This window comes from Candidatus Eisenbacteria bacterium (assembly GCA_016235265.1).
GTDB lineage: Bacteria > Eisenbacteria > RBG-16-71-46 > RBG-16-71-46 > JACRLI01 > JACRLI01.
Genome location: JACRLI010000022.1, coordinates 22,630 through 45,925, shown reverse-complemented (window position 1 = coordinate 45,925; position 23,296 = coordinate 22,630). Strand labels below are relative to the sequence as shown.

The window sequence follows — 23,296 nt, the reverse complement described above, 5'->3', positions numbered from 1 at the left end:
CCTACCAGTGCCCCAGCAGCGAGGGGTCGGGCATCATGGAGGGGTCCCACGGATCGGCCAGCACGTCCACCTTGGCGGGGCCGGCGGTGACGCGCTCCACGACGGCGGTGATCTGCTCCACCAGCATGGGCCCGTAGGGACAGAAGGGCGTGGTGAGGATGAGGTCCACCTCGGTGGGGTGGCCGTCCATGCCGAGGCGCACCTCGCGGACCATGCCGAGGTCCACCACCGAGAGCAGCAGCTCCGGGTCCATCACCTCTTCGAGCGCGGTTCGGATTTCGGCTTCGGTGGCCACGGTGATGATTTCCTTTCGGATGTTCAGTCGCGCTGCCCGGTCTCCGCTCCGGGCTCCCCGGCGTCGCCTTCCCCGGACGGACCCTCCCCGGGCCACTCGTGGATGCCGTACACGCCACCCTTCATCACCTTGAGCGCCAGCAGCGCGCACTTCAACCGCACCGGACCGAGGGCGATGCCCAGGTCCTCCAGGATCGCCTCGCGGGAAATGCCCTTCAGCGCCTCCACCGGCTGGCCCTTGATCCGCTCGGTGAGCATGGAGGCCGCGGCCTGGCTGATGGAGCAGCCGTTCCCGGAGAATTTCACGTCCACCACCACGCCGTTCTCCACCCGCATGTCGATGCGCAGCTCGTCGCCGCACAGCGGGTTGGAGTCCTCGAAGGTGATGTCGGGGTTCTCGATCGTGCCCCGGTTCCGGGGGTGCTTGTAGTGGTCGAGAATGTGCTCCCGGTACAGGTCTTCCACGTTCCCTACGCCCTGAAGAGGTCCACGGCCTTGCGCAGCCCGCGCAGCAGCGCGTCCACGTCCGAGGCCTGATTATACACGTGGAAGCTGGCCCGCGCACTGGCGTGCACGCCCAGTTTCTCGTGCAGCGGCATGGCACAGTGGTGGCCGGCGCGCACCGCCACGCCCTCCCGGTCCAGGACCGCGGCGATGTCGTGGGGGTGCACCCCGTCCACGGTGAAGGCCGCCAGGGCGCAACGCTCGGCGGCCGGCGGGCCCAGCACGGTGAGCCCGGGGATTTCGGCCAGACGCTCCAGCGCGAGCCTCACCAGCGCCTGCTCGTGGGCGTGGACCGTCTCCCGGCCCGCCGCCTCCATGAAGTCCACCGCCGCCCCCAGCCCCACCGCCTCGGCGATCGCCGGCGTGCCGGCCTCGAACTTGTGCGGGACTTCGTTCCACCGCGAGCCCGTGAGGCGCACCTCGCGGATCATGTCCCCGCCACCCATGAACGGCGGCATGGCCTCCAGCAGCTCGCGGCGCGCCCACAGGCCGCCGATACCGGTCGGCCCGAGCATCTTGTGCCCGGTGAAGGCGAAGAAATCGCAGCCCAGTTCCGGCACCGACAGCGGCAGGTGCGGCGCGCTCTGGGCGCCGTCCACCAGCACCAGGGCGCCGGCCGCGTGGGCGCGGGCCGCCAGGTCGCGCACCGGGTTGATGGTGCCGACCACGTTGGAGACGTGGGTCACCCCCAGCAGCTTCGCCCCGTCCAGCAGCCGGTCGAGGCCGGAGAGGTCCAGCCGGCCCTCGGGGGTGACGGGGATGTAGCGGAGCTCGATGCCGCGCTCGTCGCGCAGGATGTGCCACGGAACCAGGTTCGCGTGGTGCTCCATCTCGGTGAGCACCACGGCATCGCCGGCCTTGAGCGTGGAGCGGGCCCAGGCGTACGAGACCAGGTTCACCGCCTCGGTGGCATTGCGGGTGAACACCAGTTCCCGGGCGGGCACCCCCAGGAAGCGCGCCACGCGCGAGCGCGCCCCCTCGAAGAGCGCCGTGGCCTCCTCGCTGAGTGAATACACGCCGCGGTGGATGTTCGAGTTGGTGTGCTCGTAGAAATGCTCCATGACCCGGAGCACCGCCCGCGGCTTCTGGCTGGTGGCGGCGCTGTCGAGGTAGACCAGCGGCTTGCCGTGGATCCTGCGCGCGAGGATGGGGAACTCCGCGCGCAGCGATTCCAGGCCCTCCCGGGTCGATGGCGTCATGGTCACAAGATCAGCCTCCCGGTGAGCCGCGCGCGCGCCAGGTCGCGCAGCGATTCCGCGCCCAGGCGGTCGAACACCGGCTCGTAGAACCCCTCCACGATCAGGCGCGCCGCCTCGGAGCGCCGGATGCCGCGGCTGCGGAGGTAGAACAGCTGCTCCTCGTCGAGCTGGCCCACGGTGGCGCCGTGGGTGCAGCGCACGTCGTTGGCCTCGATCTCCAGCGAGGGGATCGAGTCCGCGCGCGCGGTGTCGGCCAGGAGCAGGTTGCGGTTGGCCTGGTAGGCGTCGGAGCGCTGCGCGTCCTTGTGCACCTTGATCAGGCCGGTGTACACCGAGCTGCCTCTCTGCTCCAGCGCTCCCTTGTACAGCAGGTCCGAGGTGGTGTGGCCCTTTACGTGGTCCTGGAACGTGCGGTGGTCCAGGTGGCGCGTGCCGGCGCCGTGGTAGAAGCCCGCCAGCACCGCGTGTGATCCCTCGCCGCGCAGGCTCGCGGTCATCTCGGAACGGGCCACCGCCGCGCCCAACGCCCCCCAGCCCCACTCGGCGCTGGCGTCGCGCTCCAGCAGGAGCCGCTCGCTGGAGAGGAACGCGGTGGCGGCCCCCAGCTCCTGGATGCGCAGGTAGCGCAGCCGGCCGCCCGCCTCCACCCGCACGTCCAGTTCCTGATGCGCCAGCGAGGCCGCGGCGTCGTCCCCGTGGAGCAACTCCACCACGGTGACGGAGGCCCCGGCCTCGACGTGGATCACGGTGTGCAGGAACGCGGCGCGGCCCGGGGCGTCCACCCGGTGCAGGACCCAGAGCGGGGCCTCCACCGTGGCACCGCGCGGCACGCGCACCAGCGCGCCGCCGGTGACGAACGCGGCGTTCAGGTGGGACCAGCGGTCCGCGCGCGCGGTGGCCGGAGGCAGGCCGGCCTGCAGCATGTCGCCGTGCCCGCGCGCGGCGGAATCGAACCCGGCCAGCACCGTGCCGGCGGCCGCCACTTCCGGGGAGACGTCCTCCCGGACGACCACCCCGTCCACCGTGGCCACCAGGCCGCCACGCCCCTCGGCCTGCGGCAGGTCGCGGAGCAGCGCGTTCAGCGCCTCGCCGGAGCCCGGGCCCGCCGCGGGCGCGGGGGTGAGCCCGTCGAGCCGGAAGCGCGCCGGGTCGGTGCGGCGCCACTGCGGGTCGTCGCGCATCGGGAATGCCCGTTCGGCGGCGCGCTCCAGCGCCTCGCGGCGCCGGGCCGAGAGCCATGCGGGCTCCTTCGCCGCGGACGGCAACGCCCGCAGCGCCTCCTCGCCGAATGTGGCAGGCAGTTCCCGGGTCGCCGGGGACCTCTTGAGGATGGCCATCAACCCACCGATCCTTCCATCTGCAGCTGGATCAGCCGGTTCATTTCCACGGCGTACTCCATCGGCAGTTCCTTCACCACCGGCTCGATGAAGCCGCTCACGATCATCGCGGACGCCTCGGCTTCGCTCAGGCCCCGGCTCATCAGGTAGAACATCTGCTCCTCCCCGATCTTGGAGACGGTGGCCTCGTGGCCCACCGAAACGCGGTCCTCCTCGATCTCCATCGTCGGGTAGGTGTCGGAGCGCGACTGGTCGTCCAGGATCAGGGCGTCGCAGCGCACCGTGGACTTGCAGTCCACCGCCCCCTTGGCGATCTTCACCAGCCCGCGATAGCCGGCGCGGCCGCCGCCCTGCGAGATGGACTTGGACACCACGCTGGAGGTGGTGTTGGAGGCGAAGTGCACCGCCTTGGCCCCGGCGTCCTGGTGCTGGCCCTTGCCCGCGAAGGCGATCGAAAGCACCTCCGCCTTCGCGCCCGGCTCCATCAGGTGCACCGCGGGGTATTTCATGGTCAGCTTGCTGCCCAGGTTGCCGTCCACCCACTCCATGGTGGCGTCGCGGTAGGCGGCGGCGCGCTTGGTCACCAGGTTGTACACGTTGTTCGACCAGTTCTGGATGGTGGTGTAGCGGCAGCGCCCGCCGGGGCGCACATAGATCTCCACCACCGCCGAGTGCAGCGAGTCGCTGGAGTACGTGGGCGCGGTGCAGCCTTCCACGTAGTGCACGTAGGCGCCCTCGTCCACGATGATCAGCGTGCGCTCGAACTGTCCCATGTCCTTGGTGTTGATGCGGAAGTACGCCTGCAGCGGCACGTCCACCCGCACGCCCTTGGGGACGTAGATGAACGACCCGCCGGACCACACGGCCGAGTTCAGCGCCGCGAACTTGTTGTCGGAGGGCGGGATCAGCTTGCCGAAGTACTCCCGGAACAGCTCGGGCCGTTCCTTCAGGCCGTGATCGCACGACAGGAACACCACGCCCTTCTTCTCGAGGTCCTCCTTGATGCGGTGGTACACCACCTCGGAGTCGTACTGCGCGCCGACGCCCGACAGGAACTTCTGCTCCGCCTCGGGGATCCCCAGGCGGTCGAAGGTCCGCTTCATGTCCGCCGGGATGTCCTCCCAGGTGCGGGACTCCTGGTCGGTGGGCTTCACATAGTAGTAGATGTCCTGGAAGTCGATGCCCGAGAGGTCGCCGCCCCAGTTGGGCATGGGCTTCTTCATGAAGATGTCGAGCGACTTCAACCGGAATTCCCGCATCCAGTCCGGCTCGCCCTTCATGCGCGAGATCTCCTCCACGATGGACGCGTCCAGGCCCTTGCGGATCTTGAACACGTGCTGCTCGTCATCGTGGAACCCGTATTTCTCGGTGTAGCCTTCGCGCGAAACATCCAACGCGTCCGCCATGATGTCGTACTCCGATCCGGCCCGCGGGCCCGGCTCCGGGGTCAGGCCCCGATGTTCTCCGCCTCGGGTTCACGCAGCCAGTCGTAGCCCTTCGATTCCAGTTCGTGCGCCAGTTCCGGCCCGCCGGAATGCACCACGCGCCCGGCCACCAGCACGTGGACGAAGTCCGGGGTGATGTAGTTCAGGATCCGCTGGTAGTGGGTGATCACCACCACGCCCAGTTCCGGTCCGCGCAGCGCGTTCACGCCGTCCGAGACGATCTTGAGGGCGTCGATGTCCAGCCCCGAGTCGGTCTCGTCCAGCACCGCCACCTGGGGGCGGAGCACCGCCATCTGGAGCACCTCCGCGCGCTTCTTCTCCCCTCCCGAGAATCCCTCGTTCAGGTAGCGGCCGGCGAAGGAATCGTCCATCTTGAGCGTGGCCATGTGCCGCTTCACCAGGTCCCGGAACTCCTTGACCGGGATCGCGCCCAGGCCCTCTTCCTTGCGGCGCGCGTTGAGCGCGGTGCGCAGGAAATTGGCCACGCTCACGCCCGGGATGGGCGTGGGGTACTGGAAGGCCAGGAACAGGCCCTTGCGCGACCGCTCGTCCACCGACATCTCGAGGATGCTCTGGCCGTCGAGCAGGATGTCACCCTGGTCCACGACATATTTCGGGTTGCCCATCATGGTGTTGGCCAGCGTGCTCTTGCCGGAGCCGTTGGGTCCCATGATGGCGTGCACCTCCCCCTTGCGGACCTCGAGGTTGAGGCCCTTCAGGATCGGCTTGCCGTCCACGCTGACGTGGAGGTCCTTCACGATCAGGTTCGCCGGGTTCATGCTGCGTCCTTCGCCAAGCGGCGGTTCGTGATGTTCCAGGGCGCTCCGGGCATCACCGCACCCGCACGCCGTTCTCGCTTCCATCGTCCACGCTCACCGTCGCGGCGTGCTCCGCGGCACGCACGGCGACGTACACGTAGGTCCACAGGGGCGCGCACCCGGTGAGGCACAGCTCGGCGCCGCGGTAGCGCGTCCAGTCGTGCCCCTCGAGCGCCGCCTTGAAGGCAGCCTCCTCCACCCGGCCGGGGAGCACCTCGGACAGGTCGAACGTCACCCGGGCACCGGCGGACGGCGCGCTCATACCGTGAAGCTCTCGCCGCACGAGCAGCTGCGCTTCACGTTCGGGTTGTTGAACTTGAACCCGGCGCCCATCAGTCCCTCCACGTAGTCCAGCTCGGTGCCGTTCAGGTACAGATAGCTCTTCAGGTCCACGTGCACCCGGACGCCCCCGAACTCGAATGTCTCGTCGCCCGGCTTCTCCGCACCGAATTCCATGACATAGCTCATGCCCGAGCAGCCGCCACCCTGAACGGCGATGCGCAGGCCCACGGCCTCGCGCTTTTCGCGGGCCATGACTTCCTTGAGCCGCACAACGGCGGCGGGGGTCAGCGTGATCATTCGGCGGCGCCCTCCGGCGATGAAGACGAGGGCGCGCCGGCTGCGGGGCTCGCCTCGATCTGGACGAGCTCCCCGGCGCGGGCGCGCCCGTGGGGGTTGAGCATGTGGAGGCCGGCGACCAGCGCCGGCTCCTCGGTCATTCCGTGGTCATGCGGACACCGGGTACACGTGGCCACGTCCGAAAACGGGGAGCACGAGCTGCTGCAGGTCTCGATGTAGCGGATGGAGCTCTCCAGCTCGCGCGCCAGCGACTGGTACCGGCGCGCCTGGCGGCGGGCGTCCTCCAGGCGGGACTCGAAGACCTCGCGGACCCGCCGCATGGCGGCGGGCCCCAGCTCGTGGCTCCACCAGTTCTGGAGCAACTCCCGGATCTGCTGCAGCGAGAGCCCCATTTCCTGGAGCAGCCCGATCCAGTGGATGCGCCGGAGCGCCTCCTCGTCGAACAGGCGGAAACCCCCCGTGGTGCGCGTGACCGGTCGGAGCAGGTCCAGCTCCTCGTACAGGTGCAGCGCGCGCACGCTCTTGCCCGAGCGCCGGGCGAGGTCACCGATCTTCAGCAGTTCCATGGGCTCCCGCATCGGGTTTTCCATCTCGCACTCTCACGTATGGGTTAGATTTGATTTCACCGTAAAGGATTCCCCTGCGCGGGTCAAGTCAGGTCTTCCCAAAGCGGCGCGCCGCCCGGTCAGGGAGCCCGGGCGGCGCGTCGTAGGCACTTACGTGATATAGGTTTGTCGTATCCGCCTGCGGGCTACCGGCGGCGGGGGGGCTCGTCGTTCCGGCGGGATTCGGGAGCCGCGGCCTCCCTGCGGGGCGCGGTCTCCTCCCGGCGCGGCTGGGGCGCGGCTTCCTCGCGCCGCGGCTGTGGTGCCGCCTCCTCGCGCCGCGGCTGCGGTGCGGCCTCCTCCCGGTGCGGCCGGGGGGCCGGCTCCTCGCGGCGCGGTGGCGGCGGGGCCTGCTCCTGGCGCGGCTGGGGGGCAGGCTCCTCGCGGCGCGGCGGAGGCGGGTCGCGGCGGGCCTCGGTGTCCTTGCGCGGCTCGCGGGTCTCCTGGCGGGCCGGATCGCGGGCCGGGTCCCGGGCCTCGCCACGGCGTCCCTCGATGCCGCGCGGCGGCTCCTGCCCCTCGGGCGGGTTGGAGCGCCGGTTCACGATCGGCGGGGCCTCATCCGGCGGCACGCGGCGCTTCTCCACCCGGGGCGCGTCGGGCGGGGCCAGGTCGCGACTGCGCGAGCGGAACCGGACGGGCTCGCTGCCGGGCGCGACTTCGCGGATGTTCTCCTTCACCGGCTGGGTGCGGACGGTGCGCCGGCGGTCCCCCATGCCGGGCAGCGCCGAGGGCGGAGGCGAGTCCTTGCGCCCGTCCCAGCGCGGCGGGGAATTTCCGGCCTTGGGGTCCGGCCCGGGGTTCTTCTTCCACAGCACGCGCTCGCCGAAGCTGTCGCGGAAGTGGACCCAACCATCCTCGCTGGACCAGCGCGGCTTGTACGTGAAGTAGCGCGGCGGACAGTCGTTGCGCCGGAAGTAGTACCAGTAGGGCGCGCCGTAGAACGGCCAGTGGTTGCGCCAGCGCCAGTCGTAGTCCACCCGGATCTCGAACACCGAGCATTGCATGCCGTACGGGTCGTAGCTGTAGGCGGCATACGGCCCGTGGCAGTCGGCGCACACGTAGCGCGGATACGACACCTTCCTCTCGACGTAGTAGCTGGTGTACGCGGCCGAGTAGCAGTCGTCCTCGTCGCAGTCGTAGGGCAGGATGGCGCGGTTGATCCGCTCCATCCCCACGAACGGGTCGCCCGCCAGCTGGCCCCCGTTGCGCCAGTCGGTCCGGTCCAGGTCGTAATCGCCCGGGTCGTACTCGGGATCGAGGTAGTCGGGTAGCTGCTGGAACGGCTCGAGGCTCGCCAGCGCCTGGACGTACTCCACCCCCGCCGGTCCCTGCACCGTGAGCTCGTAGGTGGAGCGAGGTGCCGGCAGCACGTAGTCTCGCCCGCCCTCGACCCAGTGCGGGTCGAAGCGCCGGTATGGGAACAGCAGGTGGGCACGGCCCTCGGTGTCCACGTTGTAGATCACCACGTAGCAGTCACGCGAGGCCCGGAAGTGCACCCGGATGGCGTCCCCCACCCGGTACACCGCACCCTCGCCCCGGTCGGTCCACACGTCCACCACCAGGCGCGCGGCGGCCGTCTCGATGTGCGCGGGTCGCGGAGCGGCCGCCTTCACACTCACCGCCCCGGCCGCGGCCGGGGCCATCCCGGCCAGCGCCAGCAGAAGCCCCAGGGTCCGCAGTTTCATGGCGTTCTCCTCACTTCACCGAGGTGGCGGCGCGGTCGCCCGCGCGGGGGGAGACCGGCTTCAGCTCCCGGTTCCCCTGGTCCACCTGGAAAGCCCAGTCCATGAGCACCCGATCGTCCGTCAGGTCCTTGACGATCACCATTGCATAGTGGTTGTCGCGCGTCCACACCACGTAGGCGTGCCCCCGGGTCACCGTGACCTTGCCGGTGGCGGACCAGCCGTCGAGCGGCGCGAAGTCGATGTCCGCGAGCGAGGCCGCCGGGCCCATGTCCTGGATCTGGGTGTCCACGTCGCCGGCGTACAGGTACGGGTTGCCGGGCGCACCGTAGTAGTACACGTCGCATTTCAGGTTGCGCCAGCTGAGCAACTGCGGCTGGGTGTCGAATCGCAGCCCGCTCTTGGAGCTGTAGTCCCCGCCGCGCGTTTCGTCGTACCACGCGTTGTACAACGGCAGGTTGGCGCCCGCCGGACGCGGCGTGTCATGGACGTTCGCGGCCGAGAGCTCGCTCTCCATCCCGCCGTCGTTGACTGCCGTCACCGCGTAGTAATAGGTGACGCCGTTCGAAACGTCGGTGTCCATCCACTGGGTGTGCGAGGTGAATCCCAGCTTCTTGTACGGGCCCGTGCCCTTGCTGCTGCCGGGGGCCCAGTACACGTTGTAGCCGCGGACGTCCTTCTCGGTGTTCGCCTGCCAGTAGACCGAGACCTTGCCGTCCCCGGTCACCGAGTACACACCCCGCGGCGCGGCCGGAGCCACCCAGTGACGCTCGTCGCACCCGGCGACGGCAAGACCGGCGATCAGCAGTGCGGGAAGCAGTATGGCGTTCTTCATGTGTTCCCTCCCTTCTCCCACCCGGATGTATCGCACGGCGCGTGCCAGCGGCGCCCCAGTGCGGAGGGTCTGCCGTAACCGATGAAAAAGCAAGTGGATCGCGGCGTGGCGGGCGCTGGCCGGGCGGCCTGCGAAGCGGCACGGGTCACCATGTGTGTGACGCCCCGGCTCCCGGGTGTGACGGGAATGCGACAGGTCGGAGGCGGCGAGTCTTGAGGTCAGCGCACGGGCCCGGGACTCCGGTCCAGGCCCGTGGCCACGAGCCCCCGATGTCCCGCCCGGAGATGAAGCGGGCCGCGACCCCGTTTGCGGAGTCGCGGCCCAAGAGACGAGGTATCAGTCTCCACATCCACCAGGGCGCCGCCCGGAACATATCCGTTTCGGTGGTCGCGCGCCGAGGTCACTGACACCCCATCTTCGAGATCTGTAACGCCCCGGCCCTCTCCGTGGCCGGCACGTCCCATTAAGGTGCGCGCTCCGAGGCGGCTGCCGGGTCTCTCGTGTGCCTCCGAGGTACCCGATCGCAGGTGAGCCGGGACCCCCTGAATCTCTGAAGCGGCTCACCGGACCGCGCGCTCCGGGGAGCCCGGGCAGGACTTCCGGAGTCTTCGCGCGCACAATGGTGAATGGCATCTCAAAGAACTGGGTCTGGAACAAGTCTCCCGGGCAGGTCGGTGCGGAGCTACCTGGTGCGTCTCGTGGACCGGGCTATTGCCTTTTTTGGCGGCCCCGACGGCCGACCGGCCCAGGTGGACTTGTCTTGGAGGTCCCCCCCCTCCGACTACCTGCTATCGCAATGCCCGTGCCATATCACATTGCGGCGCGAAGCACGCTTGGGATTCGTGCAGAACGTGTTGTCCTGCAATATGTTGGATGACACGCATCGAATCACCCGGGCAACCGGGTCGGGATCGCCCGGGGGTCATTCCTGGAAATGAAATTCACAATTTGGATCGGGATGGGATTCAAGTGATTGCGGGACAACAAGGTGGGATTAGAAAGAACGTTTCCAGCTATTTGTGAAGACTCTTGCCCCTGCTGCGCCGGTCGAGCGAGAAGAGTTTCACCTTCTGAAGCAGTGCGGGGTAGGAAATGCCAAGTTCACGCGCGGTCTGGCTCTTGTTCCATGCGCACTCCTCGAGGGCCTGGGCAATCACGCGCCGTTCGGTGTCGGCCACCTGCGCCCAGAGCTTGCCCCGGACGCCGTTGATGACCGGGCGCTCCTCGAAGAACTCCTCCGGCAGCAGGTCCGCGCCCAGATCCGAGCCGGCGTCTGCCAGCACCACCATGCGCTTGACCACCTTCTCCATCTCGCGCACGTTGCCGCGCCACTGGTGACGCAGGAAGTGCTGGCGGACCTCCAGGGTGAACTCGCCGATCTCCTTGCTGAACTGGCCGGCGAACTGGCGGCGGAAGAAGTCCGCCAGCAGCGGGATGTCCTCGCGTCGGTCGCGCAGGGGCGGGACCTGGATCAGGATGTCATTCAGGCGGTAGTACAGGTCCTCGAGGAACCGCCCCTCGGAGATCCGCTGCTTCAGGTCCGCGTTGGTGGCGCAGATCACGCGGACGTTCACCTTCTTCCAGCGGTTGGCGCCCACGGCGCGGATCTCGCCCCGGTCGAGCACGTGCAGGAGCTTGCCCTGGACCGCCTCGGAGAGCCGGTCCACCTCGTCCAGGAACACGGTCCCGCCCTCGCCCTCCTCGAACAACCCCAGCTTGTCGCGGTGCGCGCCGGTGAACGCGCCCGTGACGTGCCCGAAGAGCTCGCTCTCCAGCAGCGGTTCGGGCAGCGCGGCGCAGTTGATGGGCACGAAGGGCCGGTCGCGGCGCACGCCGCGCTGGTGGATGGCGCGGGCGACCAGCCCCTTGCCGGTCCCCGTCTCTCCCTGCACCAGCACGCTGGCGGTGGCGTCGCAGACCTTGTCCACCAGCGCCAGGATATCGAGCATCTGCGGGTTCTGGGTCACAATGCCGTCGGCGGTGGCCACCTGGAGCTGCGCCCGGAGGTTCTTGTTCTCCTCCCACAGCCGCTGGCGGCGCGCTTCCACCGCGCCGGCGGCCGCCAGGTTGGTGAGCGCGACCAGCAGGTCCAGCTCACGCTGGCGCAGCGGGCCCACCGGGCCCCGCAGCGTGCGGCCCACAAACAACAGACCGCGCACGTGGTCGGCGACCCCGAAGGGCAGCGCCGCCACGGAGCCCATCGGGGCCAGCAGCGTGGAGACCGCCTCCGGGAGCAGCGGGTCGGACGACGGCCGCGTGGAAAACACCGGGCGGCCCGGCGCCGCCGGGGCGCCGAAAGCCGCGGCCAGCGACAGCGCCGACTGGCCGTCCACTCCATGCCGCGCGCGCACCACCCAGTCGGTTCCATCGGCCTCCGCCAGGAACACCGCGTCCGCCGGCAGCCGCTTCGCCAGCAACTCCACCAGGCCGGTGCTCCAGTCGCTGGAGGGCGACTCTCGGAACATCCGGCTCACTTCCTCCAGCAGGCGGAAGTCATTGGCCGGGGAGGCGGAGCCGCGGACAAAGCCATCTTGAAGTCGCGCGCGCAACTCCGCGGCGGCGGGCTCGAGCGAGGAGCGGAACGGCCCGGCGTAGGTCAGGCTCTCGTCCAGCTCGGCGAGGGCCTGGTCCAGCCTGCCCTGCGCCAGGTCCAGCCGCGCCAGCTCCATGGTCACGTGGGCCAGGTAGTACTCACAGTCGAAGGACACGAACAAGGTGCTGGAACGGCGCAGGTGGCGCGACGCGCGCTCGGCGAGGTTCTCCTGGCGCTCCTTCTCGAAGAGCCGGCGCTCCAGCGAACCCGCCGCGAGCAGCGTCGCAGCCAGCTCGAAGCGCTCGCCCACGTCGGAGAGCTGCCGGATGGCCTGGTCCATGAGCGCGGTGTAGTTGGCGACGTCGTCGTGGGCGCCGGCGACCAGGGCCAGCAGGCGCCAGCAGGTCGCCTCCTCGAGCCGGTCGTGCTGGCGGCGGGCCAGCTCCAGCGCGCGGCGGCCGCACGCCTCGGCCTCCGCGAGCCGGCCCTGGCGCAGCCGCAGGTCGCCCTGCCGGCGCAGCAGTTCCAGGGCCACGTCACCCTCGGGGGCCAGCTTCTCCACGGCCGCGAGACCCTCGGCGTACAGCCGGTCGGCGTCCTCCAGCCGGTTCATCTCGAGCATCAGGTCGCCCAGGAATTCCTGGGCCAGCGCCTGCTCGCGGAGGTGGCCCCGCACCGCGGAAAGCCTCAGGGCCTCGTCCAGGGCCTCCTCTGCCGCGGTGAAGTCGCGCCGGCGCCGGTGGAGGCAGGCCAGCGAGTTCAGGGCCGACACGCGGGCCAGGGAGTCGTCGGTGTCACGGGCCATGCCCAGGCAGCGCTGCAGGTACTCGCGCGCGATGTCCCACTCGCCGAGCTTGAACCGCACGATGCCGAGGTTGAGGCAGTGGGTGGTCACCCGGGCGTAGTTGCCCAGGCGCTCGTTCACGCGCAGCGCGCGCTCGAGGTGTCGAAGGGCGCCTTCGAGATCGCCGGAGTTCTTGGCCACCAGGCCGAGGTTGTTGTAGGCGAGCGCCTCGCCCTCCTCGTTCTCGATGCGGCGGAAGGTGCCGAGCGCGCGCTCGAAGTAGTCCCGGGCTCCGCCGAAATCCCCGCGCCGCGCCAGGCTGACGCCGAGCGCCAGCTCGAGGTTGCCGATCTCCTGGTTCTCGCTGGAGTCCCGCAGCAACTGGTAGGCTCGGAGGCCGGCTTCCATGGCCTCCGGGTAGCGACCGCAGTAGTTGAGCACGTTCGCCTGCCGCGCGAGCACCCGGCCCAGATCGGGGCCTTCCGGAAGGCCCTCGAGCTCCCCGAGCGCACGCGCGAGTGCCTCCAGGGCGAGCGAGTGCGCGCCATGCAGGCGATGTGAATCGGCGATTTTGAGCAACAGGCGCACACGCTCACCCGGCTCCGGGCCGGACGCTGCAGCCTCGAGGGCCTGCGCGTAGTATCCGACCGCGTTTCCGAAGTGGGCGCCCGCGAAGTTCACGTCCCCGACGGCTTCCGGATTCGCCGGTCCACGATCAGCCGGGTCCGCGTGGGCTTCGCTGCCTGAATTTTCCAACCATTCCCTAGGAGGGGCCATAGCAATCCCGACGGTTCGAGACTCTGGGGGACGCCGTGCTATTGCTCCGTGATCCCTAAGAACGCCCGAAGGTAGTTCCTCAGCAGCTGGGAAAACGGGACACCGGGGCGCACGCCTGCGTGGCTGCCATTGCACGAGACGTTTCGGCTGCCGCCGCCGCCGCCTCCGACTGCGGGCGGGCTGACTTGCGGCTGGACCGGGGCCACGATGTTTGTCTGCGACGGGGGTGGCGTGGTCTTCGTGGTGTACTGATCGGAGTCACCATACGGCGACCAGCCGCGATGGCCCAGACCGGGACCGGAGCCGGTGCGTCCGTCGATTCCGGACACCCCTGCCCCTTGTGCGGGGGGGGACGAAAGGCACGCCGCCGCCACGGCGACTGCAAGAAGAAGTGCAGTCCGTGGACGATGCATAGCATCAACTCCTTTCGTTACGGGTTTGCACAACCCGTGGGTGGAAAACAGAGCATGTCCAGCTACCAAAGTATAGGCGCGGACCCGGTGGCAGTCCACGGGTGTGTGACAAAATAGTTGCTACAATCCCAAGAATCTTTGCCTGCGGGTTATCATGACCCGCCCGGACCGGCCCCCTGCCGGTTCACCTCGTGCAGCAGCCCGTAGCGCAGGCCATGGGTGGACACCTGCACCTCGGACGCCCGGAACCACTCCACCGCCTCGTCCAGGATGGCGGCACCCGCCAGCACCAGGTCCGCCCGGCCCTCACCCACCAGCCGGCGCCGCTCCTCCAAGGGCATCACTCTCAGCGCCAAGGAGATACGTGCCTCGTCGGCCGCCGTCAAGGTGGTGCCTTCGAGGCTCCCGGGCTCGTACCTCTGGCTTCCGCGCTGGACCATCGCGAAGGCCGTGAAGGTGCCCCCCACCCCGCGAATTGGCGCGCCGGCGTACCCAGCCCTCAAGCCCCCGCACTCCGCGGCCAGGGCCTCGCGCATCTGCTCCCGGGCCGCCCGGTATCCGGCCTCGCCCTCCAGGCCCCCCCGGTGGATCGCCCGCTCGAACAGACGCACACACCCCAGGTCGAGGCTCCGCGTGGCGGCCAGATCCCGGCCGCTGCCGAAGGCGAACTCGGTGCTGCCGCCGCCGATGTCCATCACCACGACGGGGCCCGTCCCGGGCTGACCCGCCTGCACCGCCCCGAACACCAGCCGGGCTTCCTCCTCACCGCTCAGCACGCGCAGCTTCAGCCCGGCGAGCCGCTCGATCGAGGCGGAGATCTCCGACCCGTTGGATGCGGAGCGCAACGCGCTGGTGGCCGCGAGCACGATCGGGCCCGCGCCGGTGGCGCGGGCCTCGGAGAGAGCTTCCTGGATGGCCTTCAAGGTGCGGGCGGCGGCCGACTCGGAGATCCTGCCGGAGGCGTCCAGCCCCTCGCCCAGCCGGGTAACGGTGCCCCGCTGGACGAGCGCGCACACGCGCCCGTCGGGATGAACGTCGGCCACCAGCAGGCGGACCGAGTTGGTCCCGATGTCGATGGCGGCGCGGCGCTCCGAGCGCACCCGGCTCATCGGCGACTAGAGCAGGTAGTCTTCGCCGGAATCGCGAACGGCAGGTGCCTGGGCGGTGGTGAACTCGGGAAAGACCTCGACCTCGGCGGAAGGCGCCGCGGCAACCGCGGCTTCCCGGACCGGTCCCCCGTCGAGTCCCAGCGCCTCGAGGCTGCGCTGGGCCGACCAGTCCACCGGTAGCGCCTCGTAGATCATGTTGCGGCCCTTGCGGGTGACCCGCACCAGGCCCGCGCGGCGCAGCGCATTGAGGTACTGGGATACGGCGGGCTGGCTGCGGCCGGAAAGCGCCACGAGCTCGCTGACCGTCAGGGGCTTTGCGCACGCCTCGAGGTAGAGGCGGAAGCGCACCGGGTGGCCCAACGCCTTGAAAATCTGTGGCCAGCGGGATTCGTCGGGTTTCTTCATGGGTCCTCAATTGGGCAATGGCGGCCTTCATTGACCCGCCTGACGTATAATGATACCATACGAGCGTTGCGCATCCAACGGATTATTTGCCGCCACGCCTTCCCGGAGAGCCAACCCCCGTGTACAGCCTTCGACCGCACATACTCGGCCGTGACCCGCTGCAGCTGGAACGGGACTTCGTGGAGCACGGCTGGGATGGCTACCGCGCCGCCCAGGTCCTGGCGTGGGTCTTTCGAGGGGTCACCGATCCCACGCTGATGGCCAATATTCCCAAGCATTTGCGGGATGAACTCGGCGAGGTGTTCGAGCTCGGCCTGCCCAGCGTGGTGCGCGAGGCCCCCTCGCTCAAGGACCGCAGCGCCAAGCTGGCGCTCCGCCTGCACGACGGCAAGATCGTGGAGTGCGTGCACCTGCAGACCCCCCGGCTGCACACCCTGTGCGTGTCCTCCCAGGTGGGCTGTGCGCTGGATTGCCACTTCTGCGCCACCGGCAAGATGGGCCTGCTGCGCAATCTCCAGCCCTGGGAGATCCTGGCGCAGATCCTCATGCTGCGCCTGCGCGCCCCCGCCGAGCGTCACGTGAACGTGGTCTTCATGGGCATGGGCGAGCCGATGAACAACTACGACCGGGTGCTGGCGGCCATCCGGCTGGCCAACGACGAGCGCACCCTGAACCTGGGGGCGCGGCACTTCACCATCTCCACGGCGGGGGTGGTGCCCGGCATCCGCAAGCTGGCGGCGGAACCGCTGCAGGTCAACCTGGCCGTCTCGCTCAACGCACCCACGGACGAGCAGCGCAGCGAGATCATGCCCATCAACCGCAAGTGGCCGCTCGAGGAGCTGCTCAAGGCGGTGCGCCACTACGCCGAGAGCGGCCAGCGCCAGCTCACCTTCGAGTACGTGCTGCTGGGCGGGTTCAACGACTCGGCGGCCGACGCGCGCCGGCTTTCGCAGCTGGTGCGCGAGTTTCCGCACAAGCTGAACCTCATCAACTGGAACCCCACTCCCGGCACCCCCTTCAAGAGCAGCCTGCGCGCCAACCAGTTCCGCGATTACCTCGAGTCGAAGGGACACCGGGTGATGCTGCGCTTCAGCCAGGGCAAGGACGTGAACGCGGCCTGCGGACAGCTGGGCGCCGACCTGTTGAAGCGGGCCTGACGGCCCGGGGAGTCATTCCTTCCGATGCCCGGACGTCCGCCGGCCCGGCTGCGACACCGGCTCTTCCTCACCTTCCTCGCCTTCTCGGCCGCGCCCAGCCTGCTGCTGGCCGCGCTGGCCTACCGCACCCTCGACGCCAGCCTGGAGTTGTGGCGCACGCCGGCGGTGAGCCGCGCGCTGGAGGGCTCACTGGGCGTGGCCCGCCAGTTGCTGTCCGAGCGGCGTCCCGCGCTCGAGGATGATCTCGACACACTCATCGCGGCATCGGCTGCCCCGGCGCGCGGCGCCCTCCCGGGGGGAGAGGCTCCGGATGCTCCGGGCGCCGACCGCGAGGTTCCGGCGACGGGTATCTCCCCGGCGGGCCTGGCCCGCTCGCCATTCGACGCAGTGGCGGTGGCCCCCGCCCGCCGGCCCGACCGAGCTCGCTGGCTCGTCAAGCCCGGACGCACCGCCCCGCACGGTGTGCTGGAGCGGCGCCTGCACTCCATGGTCGGCGACACCCTGGTGGTCGCGGGTCCGCAGCACCTCGCCCTGGTCCACGTGGACGGCGCGCGCCGCTGGACCGCGATGACCCCGCTCCCGCCGGGGGTACAGGGCCCGCTCACCAACATCATCGAGGCCCAGGCGTTCTACGACGAGCTGGAGGACTACCGGCGCGTGGCGCGCGGGGGCCTGCTGCTCGGAACTCTGGGCATCCTGACCCTGGTGATTGTACTCTCATGGCTGGCCGCGTCCGCGCTGGCGCAGGGCGTCACGCGCCCGCTGGAGTCGCTGGCGCGCGCCATGGGGGCGCTGAGTCGCGGGGAGGCCGGCGAGCCCGTGGCCGGTGGCGGGTTCGAGGTGCGCGAGCTGGCGGCGGCGTTCGAAGCCATGCGCGCCGACCTGGAATCCAGCCGGCGCAATCTCGCCCGCGCCGAGCGGGCAGCGGCCTGGCGTGAAGTGGCGCGGCGCATCGCGCACGAGATCAAGAACCCGCTGACCCCGGTGAAGCTGGCGGTACACCGCCTGCGCGGGCTGGAGGAGAAGCTCGAGCCCGCCGAGCGCGACCGGCTCTCGGAAAGCCTGGACTCGGTGGATCGGGAGGTGGAGTCGCTGCGCCGGATGGCCGATGCGTTCTCGCGCTTCTCGCGGCTGCCCGAGCCGGATCGCCGGCCCGCCGACGTCGCCGCGGTGGTACGCTCCGTGGCCGAGATGTACGAGGGCGGCCGGATGCGCCTGGCCCACGCGGCCCCCGAGGGCCTGACCGCGCGCGTGGACGAGGGGCAGCTGCGGCAGGCCTTGCACAACCTGATCCAGAACGCCTCGGACGCCACCCGCGGCGCCGGGCCGGTGTGGGTGGAGGCGGCAGCCGAAACGCGCCGCGCGCGGACCGGCTTCCGGTTGCGCGTGCGCGACGGCGGGCCCGGGTTCGGCACGGATGCGCTGGAACGCGCGGGCGAGCCGTACTTCACCGAGAAGACCCACGGCACCGGCCTGGGCCTGGCGATGGTGCGCCGCATCGCCGAGGCGCACGGCGGCGAGGTGACGCTGGGCAACGAGGCGGGCGGCGGCGCCCGCGTGGACCTGTGGATTCCGCTGGAGGAGGACGCGTGACCGGCCGGCTGCTGGTGGTGGACGACGAGGCGAACGTGCGCCGGGCCATCCGGCAGTTCTTCGAGGACCTGGGGCACTCCGTGCGCGAGGCGGGCAGCGTGGCCGAGGCGCGCGGGGAGCTCCATGGGGGCGGCGTGGACCTGGTGCTGCTGGATGTGCGCATGCCGCGCGAGGACGGGCTGACACTCCTGCGCGAGGCACAGGCCGGCGCGGCGGTGCCGGGCGCGGACGTCCCGCTGGTGCTCATGATGTCCGGCCATGCCACGGTGGAGCTGGCGGTGCAGGCCACGCGCATGGGCGCGCATGACTTCCTGGAGAAGCCGCCCGACCCGGAGCGCTGGAGCCTGGCCGTGCGCAACGCCCTGGAGGTGCTCCGCCTGCGCCGCGAGAACGCGCGTCTGCGGGGGGCGGTGCCTTCTCCCGGTCTGCTCGGCAACTCCCCCTCCATGCGCAGCCTGCTGGCGGCCATCGGCAAGGTGGGGCCCACGCTGGGCCGGGTCCTGATCCAGGGCGAGAACGGCACCGGCAAGGAGCTGGTGGCCATGGCGCTGCACGCCGCCAGCCCCCGCGCCGGCGGACCGTTCGTGAAGCTCAACTGCGCGGCGCTGCCGCGGGACCTGGTGGAGAGCGAGCTGTTCGGCCACGAGAAGGGCGCATTCACCGGGGCCGCCGCGGCCAAGCCCGGCCGGCTGGAGCTGGCGCAGGGCGGCACGCTCTTCCTCGACGAGATCGGCGACCTCTCCGCCGAGGCCCAGGCCAAGTTCCTGCGCGTGCTGGAGACCGGCGAATTCGAGCGGGTGGGCGGGGTGAAGCCGATGCGGAGCGACGCGCGCATCCTCTCCGCCACCAACAAGGACCTGCCCGCGCTGGTGAAGAAGGGCGAGTTCCGCGAGGACCTGTTCTTCCGGCTGCACGTGGTGCCGCTGCAGGTGCCGGCCCTGCGCGACCGGCCCGGCGACGTGGCGCTGCTGGCCCGGCACTACCTGGACGTGTTCGCCGCGCTCCACGACCGCCCGCGCCGCGACCTGGAATCCGGGGCGGTGGAGCTGCTGGAGCACCACCGCTGGCCGGGCAACGTGCGCGAGCTGCGAAACCTCATGGAACGCCTGGTGATCCTGGCCGAGCCGGGCCCGCTGAGGGCGGCGGAGGTGGAGCGGGCGCTGCCGCGCGAGGACGCCCCCTCGGGCTCCGATCTGCGGGGAGCGCTCGATGGCGCCGAGCGCGAAGCCCTGGTCCGCGCGCTCGCGGGCTCGGGTTGGAACGTGAGCGAGGCGGCCGAGGCCCTGGGCATCGACCGGGCCAGTCTGCACCGGAAGATCCGCAAGTATGGCCTGCGCCGGGAAGCGGGCTCGGCGTGAGGAGGGCCGCGCTGGTGCTCGCGGTCGCGGTCCTGGGCCTGCCGCAGGCGGCACAGGCGCATCCGGGCCTCTCCCCGGGCGGCGCGCTGGCCGAGGCCGCGTCGCCGTGGGTGCTGGGCATCGTGCGCCAGCCGCGCGACACCACGACGGCGGGCGGCGACTCGCTGTCCCCCGCTCCGCCGGTGCCGTTTCCCGGGGACAGCCTCGCGCCGTTCGGCCCGCGGCCGGACCGCCGCCTCGACGGCCTCCGGCGGTTGCGCGAGCGGCTGCGCCACCAGCGGGAGATCACCCTCGCGGGAGACTACAACCGGGTGGACCAGCTGCGCCTCGGGGCCCGGCTCACGCCGCGTCCCCCGGAGCCCATGTACCCGCGGGCCGAGCTGGAAGCCAGCTACTCCGTCGGCCGCGGCCAGTGGAACTACTCGGTCGGGCTGGAGCAACCGCTTGGGCTGCGCCCCTATATCGCGGTGGGGGGCCGGATCTACCGGCTCACGGACTCCCCGGACTGGACGCTGTTGAGCCGCACCGAGAACACCCTTTCGGCGCTGCTCCTGCGACAGGACTACCTCGACTACTTCGGGCGGAACGGCGCATCGGCGTTCGCAAGGATCGCGTGGGGCGAGTCCGGCGGGCTCACCGCGGGCTTTCGCTCCGACGACCTCGTCGCGCTCCGGGCGCGCACCGAGACCTGGACCCTGTTCGGCGGCGACCGGAAGTTCCGCGCCAACCCCGTCTACGACGCCGGCGTGCTGCACGAGGTCTCCGCCGCCCTGTGGCTGAGCTCACGGGGCGGCCGGCCCGCGCCCCGGCCGGGCGTGGAGCTGCACGCGGAGGCGCGCGCCGCGGGGGGGTTCCTGGGCGGCGACTTCGGGTACTCGCGGGCCAAGGTGGAGTCGCGCTGGACCTCCAAGCTGGCCCCGGGGCTGTGGCTGAACGTGCGGGCCGCGGCGGGCGCGCGCCTGGGCGGGCGCCTGACCGCGCAGGACGAGTTCACCGTGGGCGGCGTGGGCACGCTGCGCGGCCACGAGTACAAGGAACAGGCGGGCGACCGCTACTACCTGCTGAATGTCGAGTACTCCATGAACCTGGGGCAGCACGTCGCGCTGCTGGACCGCGACGAGACGCTCCGCGCGCTGGAACTGGTGCTGTTCACCGAGGTGGGCCATGCGTGGCGCGCCGAGGGTGACCCGACGCGCCCCGCGTGGGACGCCGGCCTGGGCCTTCAGACCGGCAGCGACGGGTTCCACGTGTATGCCGCCCAGGGGTTGAACGCCGGCCACGGCGGTCCCCGGCTCTCCTTCCGGATGAACAGGACCTTCTGATGTTCCGCCGCGCCGCCCTGGCCTGCCTGCTCCTCGCCGCCGTGGCCATCCCCGCGCGCGCGCAGGACTCGGGCAGGGCGGAGAAGGCGGAGCGCCCCCCGTTGCGGCTGGAGTTGGAGCAGGTGGAAGCCGGTTCGGGCTGGTGCTGGACCGACTTCAGCCTGCTGCATGCGCTGGAGGGCCGCACCCATGACGACCTGCGCCACGGCCGCCCGCTGACCTTCCTCTACACGGTGGAGTTGTGGCGCGAGCGCAGCCACTGGTTCGACGCGCTCATCGCCTCCCGCACGCTGGAGGTGCGGCTGCGCTACGACCCGTGGCAGGAGATCTACGCGGTGGCCGGCCTGGGACCCGACATCCGGCAGTACCTCACCGCGGAGGAGGCGGAGGCCGGCGTGAGCCGGCACGTGCACCTGAAGACCGCCCCGCTGGACAAGCTGCAGGATGAGAACCGCTATTACCTGGTGATCCGCGCGGACATCAAGACGCTCACGCTGCACGACCTCACCGAGGTCGAGGGCTGGCTGCGCGGCGAGGTGCAGGCCGAGTCCGACAAGGGCGGTGGCCTGGGCATCGCGCGCTCGCTGATGCGGGTGATGCTGGGTGTCTCCGGCCTGGGCGACCGCTCCGTGGTGCTGCGCTCCGAGCCGTTCGAGGGCTCGCGCCTGGGCCTGGGGGGCGCGGGTAACGGAACCACGCTGCCCGCCCCGGGCGGTGCGGCCAACCCTGCCGCACCCGGCGGCCCCTGACGTGGACCTGCTTACCTGCCGGCGCCTCGCCTCCGAGTGGGCGGAGCGCACCCGTGGCGCGCGCTTCGGGGGGCTCGCGCGCCTGGACCCGCGACGGGTGGCGTTGCGCCTGGACCGGAATCGCTGGGCGCTGCTGCTGGACGAAGGCTGCTGCGGCATCTGCCCCGCGGCGGCGGACGCGTTGAAGGGCCTGCCCATCTCCCTGGAGTACATGGACCAGGCGCTCACCGGCTGGCAGGCCACCGGGGCCGCCGCCGAGCCCGGCCGGCTGCGCCTTTTCGGCGAGGTGGTCTCAGGTCCGCTCGAGATCTCGCTGGTCGGCCCTCCCCGCCCCTGCCTGCTGCTGCTCTCGGGCGACGAGGTCCGTGCGGGCCACCGACGCCCCTCCGACCGGCCGTGGACGAGTTCGCTTCCCACATTCGCCCCCGGCGCCACCGAGGGCCCTCCCGGCGAGGAAGTCCTCGAGGGTTGGATCCGGGAGCATCCCGAGCCGCTCCGCGACACCGCGCTGGCGCGTCTTTCCCTCGCGTTCACCGTTCCGGTGGCGCGCGAGGTGCGAACGCGTGCCGGCAGCGACGAGCCCGGCGCCGTGGCCCGCGCCGCGGCCGAGGTGCTCGACGAGGCGGCCCATGGCGGGCGCGCCTGGCTGCATGGCCCGGGTGCGCGACCCGCGGTGGTGAGCGGAGTGCGTCTCACCCACCTCGGGGTCGAGCCCGAGCCGGTGCCCTCGGTGATGGAGGCCCTCGAGCGGCTCGACCGCGCGCACCTGGAGCCGGCCCGCCTGCTGGTGGCGCGCCGCGCCGCCGCCCGCGGGGCGCTGCAGCGCCAGGCCCGCGCTGCGCGGGCCCTGGAGAAGCTGTCGGCGGAGGCGGACGAGGCGGGCCTGGTACAGCGCATCGAGCGGCAGGCCCACACCCTGCTGGCGCACGGCGCCGGCCTGCCGCGCGGCACCTCGCTCGCGGAGCTGCCCGACCTCGAAGATCCCGCGGCAACCGTGGCCATCGAGCTCGACCCCACGCGCACCGGCGTGGAGAACGCCACCGAGATGCTCCGGCGCGCCGCGCGCCTGGCGCGCCGCTCCTCGATGCTGGCCGGCCGCCGCGCGCAAGTGCAGGCGGAGCTGGAAGGCGCAGCCGCCGAGGCGGGGCGGATCCTGGATTCGGCCGGCTGGCGGGACCTGGATGCCATGGGGGTGCTGGAGGAGGAACGCGCCGGCGCAGACGCAGCGGGCCCGCGCGCCGGTGACGCGGGCGCGGGACGAGGCGGCGCCGGCGCGCGCGGCGGAGGACCGCCGGGTGCGCGCGGCGGCAGGGCGGGAGACCGCGGCGCCGGCGCGCGTGGCGCGGGCCAGCCGCGGGCAGGGCGCAAGGGCAGCGATGCGCGCGAGGAAGGCTCCGGCGCCGGCGAGGTGTCCCGCGTGGTGAGCGAGGAGGGCTGGGCGGTGCTGGTGGGCCGCAACGACCGCCAGAACGATTTCCTGACCCATAAGCTGGCGCGACCCGGCGACCTGTGGTTTCACGCCGCCCACGTGCCCGGCTCCCACGTGGTGCTGCGGCGCGACAGCCAGCCGGGCGATCCCAGCCGCCACACGCTGGAGGAGGTGGCCGGCTACGCGGCGTGGATGAGCAAGGACCGGAATTCCTCGCGCGTGTCGGTGCTGGTGGCCGAGAAGCGCCACGTGCGCCGCGCGCGGGGCGGGCCGGGCAAGGTCACGGTGGAGCGGGCGAAGACGCTGATCGTGCGGCCGCGCAAACCCGGGGGAAAGCAGGCCCCGGAAGCCTCCTGAAGGCAGCCC

General features: G+C 71.1%; 20 protein-coding genes. 6 read left to right on the top strand and 14 right to left on the bottom strand.

Annotated elements, in window-relative coordinates:
• Position 1: 1 nt before the first annotated feature.
• The 14 genes from HZB25_12365 to HZB25_12300 all read right to left on the bottom strand — a co-directional run bounded on the left by HZB25_12365 (position 2) and on the right by HZB25_12300 (position 15,322).
• A complete protein-coding gene (locus HZB25_12365; GenBank protein MBI5838024.1) occupies positions 2-295 on the bottom strand; it encodes a metal-sulfur cluster assembly factor in 294 nt (97 codons plus the stop codon).
• Positions 296-318: 23 nt separating this feature from the next.
• Positions 319-759: an SUF system NifU family Fe-S cluster assembly protein gene (locus tag HZB25_12360; GenBank protein ID MBI5838023.1), complete on the bottom strand. Its 441-nt coding sequence runs from the start codon at positions 757-759 to the stop codon at positions 319-321.
• Positions 760-764: 5 nt separating this feature from the next.
• On the bottom strand, positions 765-1,997 hold the full coding sequence (sufS, locus tag HZB25_12355) for a SufS family cysteine desulfurase (GenBank protein MBI5838022.1): 1,233 nt from the start codon (positions 1,995-1,997) through the stop codon (positions 765-767).
• A 2-nt stretch (positions 1,998-1,999) separates the two neighbouring features.
• Entirely contained in the window at positions 2,000-3,334 is a 1,335-nt protein-coding gene (gene sufD, locus HZB25_12350) for a Fe-S cluster assembly protein SufD (protein ID MBI5838021.1), read from the bottom strand.
• A complete protein-coding gene (sufB, locus tag HZB25_12345; protein MBI5838020.1) occupies positions 3,334-4,740 on the bottom strand; it encodes a Fe-S cluster assembly protein SufB in 1,407 nt (468 codons plus the stop codon). The genes sufD and sufB overlap by 1 nt, the downstream gene beginning before the upstream one ends.
• Before the next feature lie 41 nt (positions 4,741-4,781).
• Complete coding sequence (sufC, locus tag HZB25_12340; GenBank protein MBI5838019.1) at positions 4,782-5,558, bottom strand: Fe-S cluster assembly ATPase SufC; 777 nt, start codon at positions 5,556-5,558, stop codon at positions 4,782-4,784.
• Between the two features lie 52 nt (positions 5,559-5,610).
• Complete coding sequence (locus HZB25_12335; protein ID MBI5838018.1) at positions 5,611-5,859, bottom strand: DUF2480 family protein; 249 nt, start codon at positions 5,857-5,859, stop codon at positions 5,611-5,613.
• Positions 5,856-6,176, bottom strand: coding sequence for an iron-sulfur cluster assembly accessory protein (locus tag HZB25_12330; protein ID MBI5838017.1), 321 nt, complete (start codon positions 6,174-6,176; stop codon positions 5,856-5,858). Before HZB25_12330 ends, HZB25_12335 begins: the two co-directional genes overlap by 4 nt.
• Positions 6,173-6,766 carry a MerR family transcriptional regulator gene (locus tag HZB25_12325; protein MBI5838016.1) on the bottom strand — a complete coding sequence of 198 codons (594 nt, stop codon included), beginning with the start codon at positions 6,764-6,766 and terminating at the stop codon, positions 6,173-6,175. The genes HZB25_12330 and HZB25_12325 overlap by 4 nt, the downstream gene beginning before the upstream one ends.
• 161 nt (positions 6,767-6,927) lie before the next feature.
• Positions 6,928-8,469 carry a DUF4384 domain-containing protein gene (locus HZB25_12320; protein MBI5838015.1) on the bottom strand — a complete coding sequence of 514 codons (1,542 nt, stop codon included), beginning with the start codon at positions 8,467-8,469 and terminating at the stop codon, positions 6,928-6,930.
• Between the two features lie 10 nt (positions 8,470-8,479).
• Positions 8,480-9,301, bottom strand: coding sequence for a fibronectin type III domain-containing protein (locus tag HZB25_12315; GenBank protein ID MBI5838014.1), 822 nt, complete (start codon positions 9,299-9,301; stop codon positions 8,480-8,482).
• Between the two features lie 1,013 nt (positions 9,302-10,314).
• Positions 10,315-13,299 (bottom strand): sigma 54-interacting transcriptional regulator, encoded by a 2,985-nt coding sequence (locus tag HZB25_12310; protein ID MBI5838013.1) that lies wholly within the window; start codon positions 13,297-13,299, stop codon positions 10,315-10,317.
• Between the two features lie 661 nt (positions 13,300-13,960).
• A complete protein-coding gene (locus HZB25_12305) occupies positions 13,961-14,917 on the bottom strand; it encodes a Ppx/GppA family phosphatase (GenBank protein MBI5838012.1) in 957 nt (318 codons plus the stop codon).
• Positions 14,918-14,923: 6 nt separating this feature from the next.
• On the bottom strand, positions 14,924-15,322 hold the full coding sequence (locus tag HZB25_12300; GenBank protein ID MBI5838011.1) for a winged helix-turn-helix transcriptional regulator: 399 nt from the start codon (positions 15,320-15,322) through the stop codon (positions 14,924-14,926).
• Between the two features lie 119 nt (positions 15,323-15,441).
• Here HZB25_12300 and rlmN point away from each other — a divergent pair, with 119 nt between their 5' ends.
• From rlmN to HZB25_12270, 6 genes are read left to right on the top strand one after another with little or no spacing between them, the layout of a single operon-like run.
• Complete coding sequence (rlmN, locus tag HZB25_12295) at positions 15,442-16,479, top strand: 23S rRNA (adenine(2503)-C(2))-methyltransferase RlmN (GenBank protein ID MBI5838010.1); 1,038 nt, start codon at positions 15,442-15,444, stop codon at positions 16,477-16,479.
• Positions 16,480-16,503: 24 nt separating this feature from the next.
• Positions 16,504-18,072 (top strand): HAMP domain-containing protein, encoded by a 1,569-nt coding sequence (locus HZB25_12290; GenBank protein ID MBI5838009.1) that lies wholly within the window; start codon positions 16,504-16,506, stop codon positions 18,070-18,072.
• Positions 18,069-19,430, top strand: a complete 1,362-nt coding sequence (locus tag HZB25_12285; GenBank protein ID MBI5838008.1) for a sigma-54-dependent Fis family transcriptional regulator — start codon at positions 18,069-18,071, stop codon at positions 19,428-19,430. Before HZB25_12290 ends, HZB25_12285 begins: the two co-directional genes overlap by 4 nt.
• Positions 19,427-20,752, top strand: coding sequence for a BamA/TamA family outer membrane protein (locus HZB25_12280; GenBank protein MBI5838007.1), 1,326 nt, complete (start codon positions 19,427-19,429; stop codon positions 20,750-20,752). The genes HZB25_12285 and HZB25_12280 overlap by 4 nt, the downstream gene beginning before the upstream one ends.
• Positions 20,752-21,501, top strand: a complete 750-nt coding sequence (locus HZB25_12275) for a DUF4390 domain-containing protein (GenBank protein MBI5838006.1) — start codon at positions 20,752-20,754, stop codon at positions 21,499-21,501. Before HZB25_12280 ends, HZB25_12275 begins: the two co-directional genes overlap by 1 nt.
• A gap of 1 nt (position 21,502) precedes the next feature.
• Entirely contained in the window at positions 21,503-23,287 is a 1,785-nt protein-coding gene (locus tag HZB25_12270) for a DUF814 domain-containing protein (GenBank protein ID MBI5838005.1), read from the top strand.
• The last annotated feature ends 9 nt before the right edge of the window (positions 23,288-23,296 follow it).